Origin of the sequence: Corynebacterium sp. HMSC074A01, assembly GCF_001831515.1 — a bacterium.
In the GTDB taxonomy this organism is placed as follows: domain Bacteria; phylum Actinomycetota; class Actinomycetes; order Mycobacteriales; family Mycobacteriaceae; genus Corynebacterium.
Map to the genome: position 1 here is coordinate 97,908 of NZ_KV825598.1, position 16,532 is coordinate 114,439.

At 66.5% G+C, this 16,532-nt stretch carries 13 protein-coding genes; 4 read left to right on the forward strand and 9 right to left on the reverse strand.

Annotated features, from left to right (window positions below):
- The first annotated feature begins 91 nt into the window (after nucleotides 1-91).
- From HMPREF2550_RS00680 to HMPREF2550_RS00695, 4 genes are all read left to right on the forward strand, one after another.
- Nucleotides 92-1,057, forward strand: coding sequence for a methylenetetrahydrofolate reductase (locus HMPREF2550_RS00680; protein ID WP_070789067.1), 966 nt, complete (start codon nucleotides 92-94; stop codon nucleotides 1,055-1,057).
- 41 nt (nucleotides 1,058-1,098) lie between these two features.
- Nucleotides 1,099-3,363, forward strand: coding sequence for a 5-methyltetrahydropteroyltriglutamate--homocysteine S-methyltransferase (gene metE / locus HMPREF2550_RS00685; protein WP_070789069.1), 2,265 nt, complete (start codon nucleotides 1,099-1,101; stop codon nucleotides 3,361-3,363).
- 116 nt (nucleotides 3,364-3,479) lie between these two features.
- The gene (locus HMPREF2550_RS00690) at nucleotides 3,480-4,004 is read left to right on the forward strand and encodes a peptidylprolyl isomerase (RefSeq protein ID WP_070789071.1); all 525 of its coding nucleotides are present in this window, start codon (nucleotides 3,480-3,482) and stop codon (nucleotides 4,002-4,004) included.
- A 63-nt stretch (nucleotides 4,005-4,067) separates the two neighbouring features.
- The gene (locus HMPREF2550_RS00695; RefSeq protein WP_070789073.1) at nucleotides 4,068-4,715 is read left to right on the forward strand and encodes a rhomboid family intramembrane serine protease; all 648 of its coding nucleotides are present in this window, start codon (nucleotides 4,068-4,070) and stop codon (nucleotides 4,713-4,715) included.
- Nucleotides 4,716-5,200: 485 nt separating this feature from the next.
- Here the strand turns inward: HMPREF2550_RS00695 and HMPREF2550_RS00700 are convergent, their stop codons facing one another.
- From HMPREF2550_RS00700 to HMPREF2550_RS00740, 9 genes are all read right to left on the reverse strand, one after another.
- On the reverse strand, nucleotides 5,201-6,640 hold the full coding sequence (locus HMPREF2550_RS00700) for a hypothetical protein (protein ID WP_070762886.1): 1,440 nt from the start codon (nucleotides 6,638-6,640) through the stop codon (nucleotides 5,201-5,203).
- 327 nt (nucleotides 6,641-6,967) lie between these two features.
- A complete protein-coding gene (gene crgA / locus HMPREF2550_RS00705) occupies nucleotides 6,968-7,240 on the reverse strand; it encodes a cell division protein CrgA (protein WP_038587493.1) in 273 nt (90 codons plus the stop codon).
- A 39-nt stretch (nucleotides 7,241-7,279) separates the two neighbouring features.
- Complete coding sequence (gene pknB, locus HMPREF2550_RS00710; protein WP_083319717.1) at nucleotides 7,280-9,388, reverse strand: Stk1 family PASTA domain-containing Ser/Thr kinase; 2,109 nt, start codon at nucleotides 9,386-9,388, stop codon at nucleotides 7,280-7,282.
- Nucleotides 9,388-10,941 (reverse strand): serine/threonine-protein kinase, encoded by a 1,554-nt coding sequence (locus HMPREF2550_RS00715; RefSeq protein WP_070789075.1) that lies wholly within the window; start codon nucleotides 10,939-10,941, stop codon nucleotides 9,388-9,390. Before HMPREF2550_RS00715 ends, pknB begins: the two co-directional genes overlap by 1 nt.
- A gap of 49 nt (nucleotides 10,942-10,990) precedes the next feature.
- On the reverse strand, nucleotides 10,991-12,454 hold the full coding sequence (locus HMPREF2550_RS00720; RefSeq protein WP_070789076.1) for a penicillin-binding transpeptidase domain-containing protein: 1,464 nt from the start codon (nucleotides 12,452-12,454) through the stop codon (nucleotides 10,991-10,993).
- Entirely contained in the window at nucleotides 12,451-13,815 is a 1,365-nt protein-coding gene (locus tag HMPREF2550_RS00725) for an FtsW/RodA/SpoVE family cell cycle protein (protein WP_070789078.1), read from the reverse strand. The genes HMPREF2550_RS00720 and HMPREF2550_RS00725 overlap by 4 nt, the downstream gene beginning before the upstream one ends.
- Nucleotide 13,816: 1 nt before the next feature.
- A complete protein-coding gene (locus HMPREF2550_RS00730) occupies nucleotides 13,817-15,160 on the reverse strand; it encodes a PP2C family protein-serine/threonine phosphatase (RefSeq protein WP_070789079.1) in 1,344 nt (447 codons plus the stop codon).
- The gene (locus tag HMPREF2550_RS00735) at nucleotides 15,157-15,606 is read right to left on the reverse strand and encodes an FHA domain-containing protein FhaB/FipA (RefSeq protein WP_038587505.1); all 450 of its coding nucleotides are present in this window, start codon (nucleotides 15,604-15,606) and stop codon (nucleotides 15,157-15,159) included. Before HMPREF2550_RS00735 ends, HMPREF2550_RS00730 begins: the two co-directional genes overlap by 4 nt.
- 26 nt (nucleotides 15,607-15,632) lie before the next feature.
- Nucleotides 15,633-16,529 carry a DUF3662 and FHA domain-containing protein gene (locus tag HMPREF2550_RS00740; RefSeq protein WP_070762867.1) on the reverse strand — a complete coding sequence of 299 codons (897 nt, stop codon included), beginning with the start codon at nucleotides 16,527-16,529 and terminating at the stop codon, nucleotides 15,633-15,635.
- Nucleotides 16,530-16,532 lie beyond the last annotated feature (3 nt).

The window sequence follows — 16,532 nt, forward strand, 5'->3', positions numbered from 1 at the left end:
TGCGCCCCCTAGATTCTTGGGCACCGTTGAAAAACGGTTTACGTCAGCGCCGAGCCCGGCGAGATCACCGACATCGAAAGGTATTTTTCACATGCGTGGGACCCTCCCTTCGACCCGACTGTCGGCCTCGGCACCGCTCGACAGCCTCGGCGAAGCACCGGTCACGCCGCAGCGCCGCGCGCGCACGGCACTGAGCTTCGAGCTCATCCCGCCCCGCCACGACGCGGACTCCGGGAAGATCGACGAGCTCATCGCGGGCCTCGCCGCCTACAACCCCGACTACGTCGCCGTGACCAGCTCGCGGCGCAGCGACTGGCTCACCGGCACCGCCGCGCTGATCGCGCGCGTCGCCGAGACGACCAACCTGCGCCCGATCGCGCACCTCGCCTGCACCGCGGGCACGCGCGAGGAGCTGGCCACGTGGATTCGCACGCTTATCGACGCCGGCGTCCGCGGCTTCCTCGCCCTCCGCGGCGACCTGCCCGAGACCGGCATGCCAGCGCACTACCTCCAGCACGCCACCGACCTGCTCAACCTGATCCAGGACGTGGAGGACGAGGAGGCCTTCCGGCTCGCGGCCGGCAAGCTGGCGCTGTCGGTGGCGTGCTACCCGTCGGGGCACGCGGAGTCGAAGAACTTCGACGAGGACTTGGACGTGTTGCTGGCGAAGCAGCGCCTCGGCGCGGACTTTGCTATCACGCAGCTGTTTTTCAACGCGCAGGACTATCTCGACTTCGTTGAGGTGGCCCGCCTGGCTGGGGTCCGCATCCCGCTGATCCCCGGCATCATGCCCATGACCAGCCTCAAGCGCGTGCAGCGGATGGGCGAGCTCTCCGGCATCGCGGTGCCGGAGTGCGTGACCCGCACGCTTGCGCAGGCAACTACGCCGGAGGAGGAGTACGAGCTGGGCATGCAGATGTCCGCGCAGCTCGCCAACACCATCCTGGACGCCGGCACCGGCGGCCTGCACGTGTACACGCACAACAATCTCGCGGTCACCCAGGATCTCCTGGACCGCATTGGGATTGTCCAGCCCGCTGGCCACTCCCTGATTTAAACCACCTCAATTCTCCAACAAACAGCAGAAAAGGACGCATTGTGTCGAAAGCGACTACACCGTTTCCCAAGGCCACGATCGAGGGCTACCCGCGCATCGGCGCGAACCGCGAGCTGAAGCGCGCGCTTGAGAGCTACTGGGCGGGCCGCATTGACGCGGAGACCTTCCGCTCGTCCACGCACGCGCTGCGCGTGGACAATTACAACCACCTGCGCGACCTCGGCCTGACCGAGGACTACGCCATCCCGGCCGACGTCGCCTACTACGACCAGGTGCTTGAGACCGGCCTGACGGTCGGCCTGATCCCGGGCGGCACTGACCTGGACGAGGAGTTCGCACTCGCCCGCGGCAACGATTCCCGCGTCCCGCTGGAGATGACCAAGTGGTTCGACACGAACTACCACTACCTGGTGCCGGAGATCGCCGCAGGTCAGGACATTACCCCTGCGCCCGAGCGCATCCTGGCGATCGTCGAGGAAGCCCGCGAGGCCGGCCACACCGTCCGCCCGTTCCTGGTCGGCCCGGTCACGCTGATCGCCCTGTCGAAGCCGGCCGAGTGGTCGCTGCTGCCTTCGCTTGTCGACGCCTACGCCACCGTCCTTAACGCCCTGAAGGAAGCCGGCGTCGAGTGGATCCAGCTCGCCGAGCCGGCGCTTGTCGCCGACCTGGACACCCCGGACGCGGAGCTGGCGAAGCACCTGCGCGAGGCCTACACCACCCTGCTGGGTGCGGAGAACCGCCCGAACGTGTACCTGACCACCCCATACGGCGCGACCCGCGAGGCGCTGCCGGTGCTGGCCGAGCTCGCCCCGGAGGCGCTGCACGTCGACCTCGCACCGTGGACGCTCGACGAGGACGCCGAGTACCCGCAGCGCGTTGCCGAGGCCATCCCGGCGAAGACCCAGCTGGTCGCGGGCCTGATCGACGGCCGCAACGTGTGGGCCGCGAACCTGCGCGAGCGCACCGAGGTCCTTTCAGCACTCGGCGATCGCCCGGTCGCCGTGTCCACCTCCACCTCCCTGCAGCACGTGCCGCACACGCTGAAGGCGGAGAAGAACCTGCCGGTCGACGTCGCCACCTGGCTCTCCTTTGCGGACGAGAAGGTCGCCGAGATCCAGGCGCTCGTCGCTGGTGAGGAGGGCGCGAAGGAGGCCTTCGCCCAGTCGGATCGCGCGGTGCGCACCCGCGCTGAGTCGACGACGATTCACAACCAGGCTGTCGTGGATCGCGTCGCCAAGCTGCCGGAGGGCGCGGTCAAGCGCGAGCCGGCGTTCGATAAGCGCAACGGCCTGCAGCGCGAGGCGCTCGGCCTGCCCGCACTGCCGACCACCACGATCGGCTCCTTCCCGCAGACCCAGGAGATCCGCAAGGCGCGCGCCGACCACAAGGCAGGCACGCTTGACGACGCCGCCTACCAGGAAGCCCTCCGCACCGAAATCAAGAACGTCATCGAGCTGCAGGAAGAGATCGGCATCGACGTCCTCGTCCACGGCGAGGCCGAGCGCAACGACATGGTGCAGTACTTCGCCGAGCTTCTCGACGGCTTCGTGGTCACCGAGAACGGCTGGGTCCAGTCCTACGGCTCCCGCTGCACCCGCCCGCCGATCGTGATCGGCGACGTCTCCCGCCCGGCCGCGATGACCGTCGAGTGGGCCAAGTACGCCCAGTCGCTGTCGGACAAGCCGGTCAAGGGCATGCTCACCGGCCCGGTGACCATCCTCGCCTGGTCGTTCAAGCGCGACGACGTGCCGCTGAACGTCTCCGCCGACCAGATCGGTGTCGCGCTTGCCGACGAGGTCCGCGACCTCGAGGAGGCCGGCATCAAGGTCATCCAGATCGACGAGCCCGCCCTGCGCGAGCTGCTCCCGCTGCGCGCCGACGACCGCAAGTCCTACCTGGACTGGGCGGTGCGCGCCTTCCGCCTCGTCGCGTTGCAGGCGGAGCCGACCATGCAGATCCACACCCACCTGTGCTACTCCGAGTTCGGCCAGATCATCGACGCTGTTGCAGCGCTCGACGCCGACGTCACCTCCATCGAGGCGGCCCGCTCCAAGATGGAGCTGCTCGAGGACCTCGACGAGTCCTTCCACTCCGAGATCGGCCCGGGCGTGTGGGACATCCACTCCCCGCGCGTGCCTTCGACCGAGGAGATCGCCGGCCTGCTGCGCGCCGCGCTGAAGAACGTGCCGACCGAGCGCCTCTGGGTCAACCCGGACTGCGGCCTGAAGACCCGCGGCTACGCCGAGGTCGAGCCCTCGCTGCGCAACCTGGTCGCCGCCCGCGACGAGGTCGTTTCCGGCCTGTAACCCACCGCATCCCGCCATCCTGGGTACTCACCTGGGGTGGCGGGATCTGCCTTTGTGCACACGTCACCCGCCGTGCTGCTGCCACCTTTACGCAGAAGACGCGTATCCTGGTTGCCATGACTCAAAAGACGCAGACGATGACCCTGCACACTAACCACGGCGACATCGTGATTGACCTGTTCGGCAACCACGCGCCGAAGACCGTGGAGATCATCACCGGCCTGGCCAAGGGCACCCAGGAGTACTCGGCGGCCAACGCCTCCGGCTCAAACGAGGGCCCGTTCTACGACGGTGCGATCTTCCACCGCATCATCCCCGGCTTCATGATCCAGGGCGGCGACCCGACCGGCACCGGCACCGGCGGCCCGGGCTTCACCTTCGCCGACGAGTTCCACCCGGAACTCACCTTCGACCGTCCGTACCTGCTGGCCATGGCAAACGCCGGCCCGGGCACCAACGGCTCCCAGTTCTTCATCACCGTGGATGCGACCCCGTGGCTGAACAACCGCCACACCATCTTCGGTGAGGTGACGGACGAGGCGTCCAAGAAGGTCGTCGATGAGCTGGCGAACGTGCAGACCGGCCGCATGGACCGCCCCGTCGAGGATGTGGTGATCGAGTCCGTCGAGATCTCCGAGTAACACCCGCACGTTCCACCGCCCCCGCTTGCCGGGGGCGCTTTTTGTTGGCAGGGGAGGCCCTTTATGCAGCAATTCGCCCAGCGGCTGTTCCGCGACGCGCCCGTGAGCGCCGCGATCGCGACCGCGTGCACGATCGTGTTCGCGGCGATGGCGGCGCAGGCCCGCTCGCTGCGCGACGTGGTGTGGGATTCGGTCGGTGCCTACCTGGTGCTGTGGGGTCCGGAAGTCCACGGCTTCGGTGCGGCGCGGGCGCTGAGCGCCGGGTTCGTCCACCTGGACCTCACCCACCTGGTGCTCAACATGCTGCTGCTCGCGGTGATCGGCACGGAGGTGGAGCGCGCCGTGGGCAGCGGGCCCTTCGCGCTGGCATACGCGGCGGGGGTGCTGGGTTCTTCGGCGGCGGTGCTCGGCTTCGCGTTCCTCACCCCGACCGCGGGGGCGTCGGGCGCGCTGTACGCGCTGATGGCGGTCTTCGTCGCCATTGCTTATCGACGCCACGTTGACCCCCGCCCCGCCATCGCGCTCATTGCCGTCAATGTGGTCTATACCTTCATCGCCGCGAACGTGAGCGTATGGGGGCACGCGGGTGGGCTGGTCATCGGCGCGCTCATGGCGTGGCCGCTGACCTCGCCGAACGCGCGCGTCCGGTGGCTGGCTGCCGCCGCGGCGCTGGCGGTCACGGCCGGGGGCGTTGCTCTCGCGCTCGCTTGAGGCTGCTGCGCGAAACCCACACCCGTTAGCGCTTCGGGTGTGGGTTTTTCTGTGTGCGGGTGTCCCTGCGCGCCAGGCCTGTGGACAACTCCGGCGTGTTATTCAGAGGTTATCCCCAAGCGTGCGGGGTGTGAGTTTTCCACAAAAGTTGTCCACATTGTGGATAGTTACGGGCGTGTAATTCCTCGAACGGCTTCGTCGTTTGTTCGCCTCACGGTGCGTGTGGCGGGCGGAAATAGCGTTCGAACAGCGCATTTGTTCGGGTTGTGAAAGTAGTGCACAGGTTTATCCACAGGCTGTGGATACCCGCTTATGCACAGGATTGTCCACAGCCTGTGGATAACTTCGCGCACGAGCAGTGCACAACCCCGCACCGCGTGTCGCTTCCGCACATTCGCGGGCAGGGGTGGTAATGGGAGCATGCAAAAAGCCCGGGCCCTCCTGGTGTGGAGGGCCCGGGCGGTGGGGCGTCGAGAAGCGCCTAATTAGAAGGTGCCATCGAGCTTGCGGCCGAAGTCAGACACGGTTGCATCGCGGGAGTCGACGTCCTGGTCGTTGTCGTCGGACTCGTCGCCAGCGAGGCGGCCGGTCTGGGTGGCGGTCATGTAGTTGTGCAGGCGACCCTCGGAGGTCTTGCCGTCGCCGAAGTTGAAGGAAGCAACTGCAACCTCTTCGCCAGCCTTGATCGGGTTAGCCAGGGTGACCTCGAAGGTGCGGACGCCCTTCTTGCGGTCGAAGCCCAGGTCGCGGACGTGTGCGCCCTTGTGGCTGTTGGCGGTGATCAGGCGGTCAACGCCCTCCGGGCCCTCGGCGGTCTTGATGTCAACGCGGAAGGTGACGGCCGGGAACTCGCCGTAGTAGCGGTCGGTGCCGACGTTCTTGATGCGCAGCGCGGTGGTGCCGGCGAAGCCGGAAGCCTTCCAGGAGGAAGAGGTGAAGTAGGGCTCGAGGTCGAGTGCCTGCTGCTCGCGCTCAGCGGCCTCCTCGGCGGTGGCGCCCTCGGTGTCGGTCTCCTCGATGGTCTCCTCGACCTCGGTGTTCTCGGACTCAGCGACCTCGTTGGCCTCGTTGTCCTCGATGACCTCGGTGCCCTCGTCGGTGATGTCCTTGTTGGTCACGTCGGCGGCCTCGTCGTCGTTGACCTTGGTCACGTCGTCAAGGTTCTCGCCCTCGCGCAGCTTGTTCACTTCGTCCTCGAAGTTCGGGTTCTCGTCATCAACAGGCTTGGTCACCTGCGCGCCCTTGTTCGGAGCCCAGGAAGCAGCCGGGGTGTCGTAGTTCTTCACGCGCACCTCGTTCTTCACCGGCATGTTGGCAACCCACGCGGTCGGGGTAGCCCAGGTGCCGTTCGGGCGGCAGCGCTGCTGGGTACCGGTCATGGTGACGGTGCGGAAGCCGTAGGTGGCCTCGCCGGTGTTGCCGGCGGGAACCTCGTACGGGCCGATCTTCTGGCCGACGGACCAGGACAGGGAGCCGGAGACATCCCAGCCGAGCGACTTGGCCAGGGTGTAGCCGATGGTGCCCTGCAGGCCGTCCTTGGAGCCGGTGCCGCCGATGTTCAGGGTCTCGGTCTTGGAGCCGTTGACGGAAGCGGAGATCTGCTGGGTGCGGGACAGGTCCTGGGTCAGGTTGACCGTGTTGTCGCTGAGGTTGGTGGTGGAGATGGTGCCCACCGGCAGGAAGTTGTCAGTGACCTTGTAGACCACGGTGCGGTAGTCCTCGGTGGAGTTGCAGACCGGGCGTGCGTTGAGCACGTTTGCCTTGATGTGGTCGGAGCCACGGTAGGTGTGGATGATCGGGAGCGCGTCGTTGGTGGCCGGGGTCTCCGGGCGGGACTCCTCGTTGGTCATTGCGTGGGCGGGGAGGGCGCCACCGGCGATGGCCAGGGCGGCCGCGGCGGCGATGGCAGTGCGGAAGCTGCGCATGTGGTTGTCCTTTCGGAAGTGAAGCACGAAGTGCAAGTACGGTATGACGTTCCTTAACGTCCTGCTAAGCATTTATAGCGGCTTAGCTGAGATCGCGCTGAGTGATAGGCGTCCTATGCACCCATATGGGGGTAGAGGGATGATGTATTGACAACCCGAGAAAACCTAAAAGAGCAGGTAAAAGTTATAACGAGCGAACACTGAATAATAATCAGAAAACCACTTGCGCAATAGAAAACTAAGGAATTGGTGATAGTTCACGTAAATTATGCGCAGCAAAACGGCGGGCACCCAACGGGTACCCGCCTTCAAAAGCAGTGCGAAACGCTAGCGCCAGCCCATCGTCATGAGCAGGCCGACGATCATGCCGGCGAAGCCGATGGCGTAGTTCCAGGGCCCGAGCTCGGCGAGCAGCGGGATCTGGTCGGCGGCCAGGTAGAAGACGATGATCCAGGCCAGGCCGAGCAGCATCAGGCCAAACATGATCACCTTGTACCAGGTCGGCGTGCCGCCAGTGTTGATCTTCACCGGGGTGCGCGTGGCGGTGCTTGAGGCGGTGGTGACGGGCTGTGCGTCCTTCGTGACTTTTGCTTTAGGCATTGTGCTTCGTCGCTTTCTACTGGGGGATATAGGCCCGTGTTACAGGCCGATTCCGCGGAGCGCGTCGCCCAGCGGGCGCCCATTGGCGTTCTGACCCGCTACTTTACCAGGCTGCGGCCCCGCCGCATTATTCCTTAAGGGGTTGAGCTCGCCTGCGTCGAACTCCCAGAGGTTATAGCCGATGGCCTGGTCCTTGCGGATCAGCTCGCCGACCGGTGTGCCTTGGTGACCGATCAGGCCGGCGTCGACCATCGCCCCGGTGGGCACGGTGGGCCCTGCGATGAGGCGGCCGTTCCAGCCTGCGTCGCGCAGCTTCTGGTCGGCCTCGTTGACATCCATGCGGGTGATCTGCGGCATCGGCATGAGCATCCCGTTGGAGACGCGCAGCTCAACCGTGGTGCCGGTCTCGACCTCGGTGTTCTCGCCGGCCACGGCGATCACTTCGCCGTCGGGGCGCTCGGAGTCGATGCGGGTGACCGTGGCGCGCAGGTCCAGCTGTGACAGGGTCGCGGTGGCTTGGTTGACGTTCAGGCCCACCAGGGAGGGCACCTCTACCTTCTCGCGCCCGGTGGACACGGTGATGGTGACCTTGCTGCCCTTGGACAGCTGCGAACCGGCCGCCGGGTGCTGGGAGATGATGACGCCCTCGGGCACGTTCTCGGAAGCCTCGCGACGGATGTCCTCGTTGAGCTCCAAGCCCGCTTCTTCGAGCGCGGCCTGCGCTTCCTGGGGATCCATGTCGGTGAGGTCCGGCACGTCGGTGACTTCCTTGCCGCTGGACACGTTCAGCGTGATCAGGGTGCCGTGCTGCAGCTCGGAGCCCGCGGCCGGGTTGGTGCTGATCACGTCGCCGCGCTTGAAGTCCGGGCTCGGCTCGTCGCTTACCGCGACCTGGAAGCCCAGGCCCTCGAGCTCGGCGATCGCCTCGTCGCGCGGCTTGCCGGCGACATCCGGCACCTTCACCATCGACTCTTCGACCTTGCTGTTGACCCCGTTCCCGCCAGGCGAGAAGTAGGAGTAGGCCAGCCAGGAGACGGCGGCGAGCAGGATCACGCCGAGCAGTGCCGCGACCCACTTCATCCAGGAAGAAGAGCGCTTCTCGTGCGAGCGGCGGTGATCCTCGTAGCGCGTGGTGCCCTGCGGGCGCGGGGCGACGGCGGGGGCTGGCGCGGGCACTGGCTGGCCCGTCACCACGGTGTTGTCAGCGGCGTGCGCGCCCTGTTGGTCGCGCTCGGCGGCGGCGAGGTAGGTGCGGGCGGCGTGGGTGACGCTGCCGCGCTCCAAAAGCGCGAGGTCCTCGCCCATTTCCGCTGCCGACTGGTAGCGGTCCGCCGGGTGCTTTGCCATCGCGGTGAGGATGACGGAGTCCAAGTTGACGGCCTCGTTGTCGGTCAGCGCCGCGGCGGCGTCGGCAGCCCTGCCCTGGGTGTGGCCGAGCTCGGTAAGCCGCTCGCTCGGCGGCTGCGGGTCCTCCTGGACGTGCATGTAGGCCACGCCGAAGGGCGACTCGCTCTCAAAGGGCGGGGTGGAGGTGACCATCTCGTACATCACGCAGCCGAGCGCGTAGATGTCGGAGCGGTTGTCCACCGACTTGCCGCGGGCCTGCTCCGGGGAGAGGTACTGCGCGGTGCCGATCACGGCCGAGGTCTGCGTGTGGACGGAGGAGGAATCGTCGACCGCGCGGGCGATGCCAAAGTCCATGACTTTGACCTCGCCGGTGTTGGTGACCATGATGTTGGCCGGCTTGATGTCGCGGTGGATGATGCCCGCGTCGTGGCTGGCCTGCAGCGCCTTAGCCACCGGCCCGAGCAGGGCGGCGGCGCGCTGCGGGGCAAGGGGGCCTTCCTCGCGGATGATGTCGCGCAGGTTGCGGCCGGTGAGCCGCTCCATCACGATAAAGGGCACGTCCACGCCCTCGACGGCTTCCGCGCCCGTGTCGTAGACGGCCACGATGTTGGGGTGGTTCAGCCGGGCGGAGTTCTGCGCCTCCATGCGGAAACGCTCGCGGAAGCTCTCGTCGCGCGCCATGTCCATCTTGAGCATTTTCAGCGCGACGGTGCGCCCCAGCACCGTGTCGGTGGCCTCGTAGACGTCGCTCATGCCGCCGGTGCCGATGACGTCACCGAGCTCATAGCGATTCGCGATCATCATTGCCCAGTACCTCCGAAGATATCTTCCAAGTTAGGCAATTCTATCCCACCAGCCCCATCACCGGTCCCGCCAGGCTGGCTGGGGGCCGCAGGCTGGCTCGGCTCACCGGTGGGCTCCTGGGCGGAGCTCGGCGGCACCTGGGTCGGCTGCGCGGAGCTGGGCGCCTCGCGGGTGGGCTGCTCGGGCTGCGGGGTGTTTTCCTCGCTAAAGGTCAAGGTCGCGGGCTCTTCCACCTCGCGGGTGACGGTCTCGCGGCGGCGGGGAACCGTCTCCGGTTCCTCATCTGCCTCGCTGGGCGTGGACTCCACGGTCTCGGTCTGCGTGATCACGCTCGGCTGCGTCGGGGTCGAGGATTTCGAGCCGCCGCGCACACCGTCGAGCACACCGCTGGTTGCCGCCCACGCGGCGATGCCGCCGACGAGCAGGAGGGCAAGCAGCCCGGCCACGATCGGGCCGGCCTTGGAGGGCTTCTTCTCCTCCTGCGGCGCGGCTTGCGCTTCCCGGTATCCGCCGGCGCGGGAGGAGGCGGGTGCGGGAGGGGCAGGTTGGCGTCGAGAAGCAACTGCTCGGGCGGCGGAAGGCGGGTAGGCACCGGCGGGGCGGGTGGTGCGTTCCTCGGCCACATCGGCGAGCATCTGGGTCGACTCGGTCGGCGAGGGCTCGGTGGCGATGACCGCGGTCTGGCCGCCGGGCTGGGCGGGCCGCAGACCCTGGCGGACCTGCTCGACGGCGAGCTGGAGCTCGTTGCCGTCGCGGAAGCGCTGGCGGGAGTCTTTGCGCAGGGCGATCTCGATGAGTTCGCGCGCCGGGGCGGACACGGAAATCGGCAGCGCGGGCGGCTCCGCGGACACGTGCGCGAGCGCGACGGAGACCGAGGAATCGCCGGTGAAGGGGCGGGCGCCGGCGAGCATCTCGTAGCCGACGACGCCGAGCGAGTAGACGTCGGAAGCCGCGGTGACCTTCATGCCCTGGGCCTGCTCGGGCGAGACGTACTGCGCGGTGCCGACCACCATGCCGGTGCGGGTCAGCGGCACGGCGGCAGCGGCCTTGGCGATGCCGAAGTCAGTGATCTTGATCTGCCCGTTCTGGGTGATCATGAGGTTGCCCGGCTTGATGTCGCGGTGGACCAGCCCCATGCGGTGGATCACGGCCAGGCCGTGCGCGGCCTGCTCGAGCACGTCGAGCGCCAGCTCCTCGCTGAGCGCGCCCTCGCGCTTGATCAGGTCGGCGAGCGACTCGCCGCGGATGTACTCCATGACGATGAAGCACATCGCCGCCCCGGAAGGCGACTCCAGCTCGCGGTAGTCATAGGTGGCCACCACGTTGGGCGAGTTGATGCCCTCGGCGGCGAGCGCCTCGTTGCGGAAGCGGGCGAGGAATTCGTCGTTGGAGCTGAACTCGGGGCGCAGCACCTTGAGCGCGACTTCCCGGTCGTTTTCCGGGTCGTCCGCGAGCCACACGGTGGACATGCCGCCGTGCCCGATCACCCATTGCAGCTGGTAATCGTCGCCGATGAGCTTCTGTAGTTCTTCGCGGTTCTCAGTGTTCATCGTTCGTGTCCTTCGTCTGCTTCATGCTTGTCGACGCCCCGTGTTCCCATCATTGTGCCGACTCCCCATCCGCCGGCGCAGCCGGCGCCGCGCGCAAGACCGCGCGACCCAGACTGCCGGAGACCTGCCCGCCGGTGGCCCAGTAACCAGAGTGCCCGCCATTTTTCACCACCACGCCCACGGCCACGTCCTTGGCCGGGTCGAAAGCGACGTACCACACGTGCGGGTCCGCGCCCTCGGCGTGCTCGGCGGTGCCCGTCTTGGAGGCAAAGCCGTTGCCGTCGTAGCCCCAGGTAGCGCGCTCGGAGGCGAACATGAGGTTGGTCAGCGTGTCGGCCTCCTCCGGGGTGAGCGCTTCCGCGAGCTGCTTCGGCTTGGTCTCTTTGACCGTGCGCAGGTCCGAGGTGACCACGCGGTTGACCACGTATGGGCGCATGCGCTTGCCCTCGTTGGCCACCACGCCCGCCATGACGGCGGCCTGCAGCGCAGTCATGGTGACGTCGCGCTGGCCGATCGCGGACTGGCCCAGCTCGGCCGCGCCCGGGATATCGCCAAGTGAGCCGGCGGCGTTGGGCACGCCGAGCTCCATGAGGTCGTAGCGCTCGCCGACGCCGAAGTCCGCGGCCGCCTTGCGCAGCGGGTCAGCACCCATGTTCAGCGCCATCTGCACGAACGCGGTGTTGCAAGACAGGGCGAACGCCGTAGTGAGCGTGACCTGCCCGCCGCCCGCGCAGGCCTGGCCGCCGAAGTTGGTCAGCGGTACGTTCGTGCCGGGCAGTATGATCTGCGCGTCCCCGGTCAGCGGGGAGTCCGGCGTGTAGCCGCTGCGCAAGCCCGCCACGGTGGTGATGATCTTGAAGATCGAGCCGGGCGGCAGCTGGTCCTGCGCCGCGTGGTTGAGCAGCGGCTGCCGCGGGTCGTTGTTCAGCTGCCCCCAGGCCTCGGCTGCGGTGGCGGGCGCGGAGATGCTGTTCGGGTCGAAAGACGGCGTCGATGCCATGGCCAGCACCTGGCCGGTCGAGGGCCGCAGCGCGACGATCGCGCCGTCGTAGTTGTTGTTGGAAAGCTGCTCGTAGGCAAAGGCCTGCAGGTTCGGGTCCAGCGAGAGCTCAACCGTGTTGCCCACCCGGTCCTGCTCTAGGCCCGTGCGGGTAAAGCGCGAGTTGGAGCCCTTGCCGTCGCCATTGAGCTCGGCGTTGAAGGTGGATTCTAGCTGGGAGGTGCCGAACTGGTCGGAGACGTAGCCAATCACCGGCCCGAAGGAGTAGGGCATGTTGGGGTAGACGCGCTGGTAGAAGCCGGTGGCCTCGTCGCGGTAGGACTCGGCGAGCACCTGCCCGCCGGCGTTGATCTGGCCGCGGTTGACCTGCTTGAGCTCCATGAAGGTGCGCGAGTTGCGCGAATCTTGCGCGTACTCCTCCTCGCGGAAGCCCTGCACCACGGTGAAGTGGGCAAGCAGGGCGACAATGAGCAGCAGCGAGAGGATGGCGCCGCGGCGAATAGTGGTATTCATCGTGCGGGTGCCACCTCCGCGCCATAGGCCTGGTTACCCGAGGCGACGGCAGAGGCGTCGTACTCGGTCGGCGAGTTCGCGCCGTGCGAGATGCGCAGCAGAAGCCCCAGCAGGATGTAGTTGGCCATAATCGACGAGCCACCCGCGGACATAAAGGGCGTAGTCAGCCCCGTCATCGGCATCATGGAGGAAATGCCGCCGGCGACCACGAAAATCTGAATGGCCAGCGTCAGCGACAGCCCCGAGGCCAACAGCTTGCCGTAGGTGTCGTGGACCTGCATCGCGGCGCGGAAACCCCGGGTGATCAGGATGGCAAAAAGGCACAGCACGGCAGCCACGCCAAAGAAGCCGAGCTCCTCACCCAAAGCAGCCAGGATGTAGTCCGAATGCGCCACGGGCACCAACTCCGGGTGGCCGTAGCCTAAACCGGTGCCGGTCATGCCGCCCCAGCTCAGGCTAATCAGCGCGTTGGCGGGCTGGTTGCCGATTCCCTCGAAGTCGGAGAACGGGTCGATGAAGTTCGCCACGCGGTCCTGAATCTTCGAGCTGATCTGGTAGACGGTGTAGCCGCCGATGGCCACCAGGCCCAACCCGATGACCAGCCAGGAAGTGCGCCCGGTGGCGAAGTAGACCATGCCCAGCACGGTGGCAAAGAGCAGCAGCGCCGGTCCGAAGTCGTTGGAGATAGCCATAATCAGGATGGCGATCGCCCACACCATGAGGATTGGGGCGAGGTCGCGCAGGCGGGGAAACGTCAAGCCCAAAAAGCGCTTGCCGGCCACGGTAAATAGGCTGCGCTTCATGGCGAGCAGCTGCGCGAAGAAGATGAGCAGCAGGATCTTGGAAAACTCGCCGGGCTGGATGGAAAAGGGACCGAGCCACAGCCAGATGCGGGCATCCGCGTATCCCTCCGGCTGCGGCCACACCAGCGGCAGCGCCAAAAGGATCAGCCCGGTCAGGCCGAGCAGGTAGGAGTAGCGCGACAGCGCCTTGTGGTCGCGCACGATCATCAGCGTGAGCACCATGAGCACCACGCCGACCAGCGACCATAACACCTGGCGCTCCGCCAGCGGGCCGTAGCCGGGGCGCTCGGCCAGATCGAGCCGGTAGATCAGCACCAGCCCAATCGCGTTGAGCAGCGAGACGACCGGCAGCATCACCTGGTCGGCGCGCGGGGCGAGCAGTGAGATCGCTACGTGCGCGATGGCGTAGACACCTACGAAGCCGCCGACCAGGTAGAGCATGTCCGTCGACAGCGTGCGCCCCTGGCTCAGTTCCAGACTGAAGAGCATCAGCAGCAGTAGGCCCGCAGAGCACAGCAGGAGGAAAAGCTCGAGGTTGCGGGAGAGAATCTTCTTCACGCTAGCTCACCTTCCTGCATTCCTCGGTGTCTTTTTCGTCCTTGTCCACGCACACCGGCAGGGCCTCGTCGGCCATGCGGTTGAGCAGGCCGAGCACCTCGTCGTAGGAGCCGCCGCCGAAGTTCTCCGCCACGGAGTGCTGGCTTGCCGGCAGGTCGTCCTGGCTGAAGACGTTGCAGCCGTCCGGGACGGTCGTAGAAGAGACGATGCGCAGGTTGTTCTTCTCGTCGATGCAGGCCTGCTGCACCGGCGAGTGCGACTTCTGCGAACCGTGCTCGATCAGGTAGTTGCCGTCCGCGTCGGTGGTAATGAAGTACTGGTCGTTGTCGCGCTGGTTCACCCACCACAGTCCGCCGGCAACCAACGCGATCGCGATGACGAGGGCGGCGACTACCCACAGCCAACGAGTGGCACCTCGCGGGTGATCCTCCTCGTCAGAGTCCTCACCGGCGTCACCGGAGTCGCTCTCAGAGTTGCTGGACCGGTTCTGGTTCGGCGGGATGGTTTCGGACTTGCGCATGATCGCTGCGGCGCGGCTGGCCGAGGAGTCCGGGTGGGACTGCTCGTAGCCGGGGGCAAGCGCCCCGGCCAGGGTCGGGGTAGAAGGCAGCTCGGGAACGTCTTCGCCCTCGTCGTCGACGACATCGGCCACCACCACGGTGATGTTGTCCGGGCCGCCCGAGCGCAGCGCGAGCTCGATGAGCCGCTGCGAGGCGATCTGAGGGGTGCCCTGCGCCAGCGCCACCTCGATGGTCTCGGTGCTGACCGGGTCCGACAGGCCGTCGGAGCACAGCAGCAGGCGGTCGCCCGGCTCGATTTCCACCATCTGCAGGTGGGGCTCAACCTGGCGTCCGGTGTACGCCTTCAAAATCAGCGACTTCTGCGGGTGGCTGGACACGTCCTCCGGCTCCAGCTTGCCCTCGTTGACCAGGGACTGGACGAAGGTGTCGTCTTCGGTGATTTGGGTCAACGCCCCGTCGCGAAGCAGGTAGCCCCGCGAATCACCGACATGGATCAGGCCGAGCGCCTCGCCGTTGAACATCAGGGCGGTCAGGGTCGTGCCCATGCCCGCCTGCTCCGGGTGGTTGGCCACAGACTCCGCGATCGACGCATTCGCGTCATCCGCTGCAGCGCCAAGGAGCGCGAGGATATCCGCGTCGCCCGGGTCGCGGTCGAGGTGCTCCATGTGCTCGACCATCAGCTGCGAGGCGACCTCGCCCGCAGCGTGGCCGCCCATGCCATCAGCCAGCACGAGCAGGTGCGGGCCCGCGTACGCCGAGTCCTCGTTATTGCCGCGGACCAGGCCGCGGTCGGAGACGGCGACAAAGTTTAGGCGCAAACTCATGGCATCAACCTCACAATCGTGCGTCCCATCTTTATATCCGTGCCCACAGACACCCTTTCCGGCTGGTCAATGCGCATGCCGTTGACAAACGTGCCGTTGCGCGAATCCATGTCCTCGATGAACCATTCGCTGCCGCGGCGGAACAGCCGCGCGTGCGTCGAGGAGGCGAAATCATCGCCGAGCTGGAAATCATTGTCGCCGGCCCGACCAATAGTTAAGTCCTCCAAGCTGGCAATTTCCATGTGGGAGCCTTTGAGCGGGCCCTCAACTACCGCAAGCTCGCGTGCCTTCTCGCGACGCACCGGTGCCGCGCTGGTCGTCTGCCTGCGCACCGTGCCCGCCGCCTTGACCACGTCCTTGCGCTGCACCCACAACACCAGCAGGATGAACACCCACACCAGGGCAAGCAGGCCGAAGCGCGCGCTGAGAATGACAGCGGAATCCATGAGGCTCCTTTACGTGACTAGGCGGCTTAAGGCCGGAAGAACTCGGTGCGCGGGTGCGCGTCGATCTGCGCCTCTGCGACGTCCGCGGGCTGCGGGGCGGCTGCCTCTGCAGCCTGCGCCAGCGGCTCGACGATGCGGACTTCGATGTGGGAGTGGCCGAGGGTGATCACGTCGCCGTCGGCAAGCATCCAGTTCTCCACGGGCTCCTCATTGACGGTGGTGCCATTGGTGGACTGCAGATCCACCAGCACAGCCACCTCGCCGTCCCAGGTGATCTCCGCGTGCTGGCGGGACACGCCCGTGTCCGGCAGGCGGAAGTCCGCGTCATTGGAACGGCCCAAAATATTCGAACCCTCATGCACCAAGTAGGTGCGCGAAGACCCGTCCTGCAGCAGCAGGCTTACCGTGGGCGTGCCACCCGCCGGCTGTGCTGCGTTCGGCTCATTCATGTGATCCTCCTGATCCTTTCGATCCTTCGGCACCCGGGCCTGGCGGCGCTTCTTCGGCTCCGCCACAATCGCGTCGAAGCCACTGACCACGTCAGGCTCCTGGTCGATATACGACGACACGCGCAACTGGCCTGTCCGCAACCCGGATTCCTCAGCGATACGCACCACGGGCGGCCCATCCAGGAACCACCCCAGGTTGCGCACGTACCGCATGAGCTGCTCGGCGAGGTCCGCGGGCAAGTCACGATGCTGCGACAGGTTCTCCAAATCCTTCGAAGACACACCCACCGCAAACACGTTTGGCGAGACGTACTCATCCATATCAGTGACCACCACGGAGTCTTGCGCCTCCTGCTTCACCAACTCTTCAATCTCGGCCGGCACAACCTTGCCGCCGAACAGCGCCGCCATAGAATTATCCAGGCCACGCTGCATCGACGAGTCCAGCTTTGCCAGCCGATCCATCACGCCCATGCT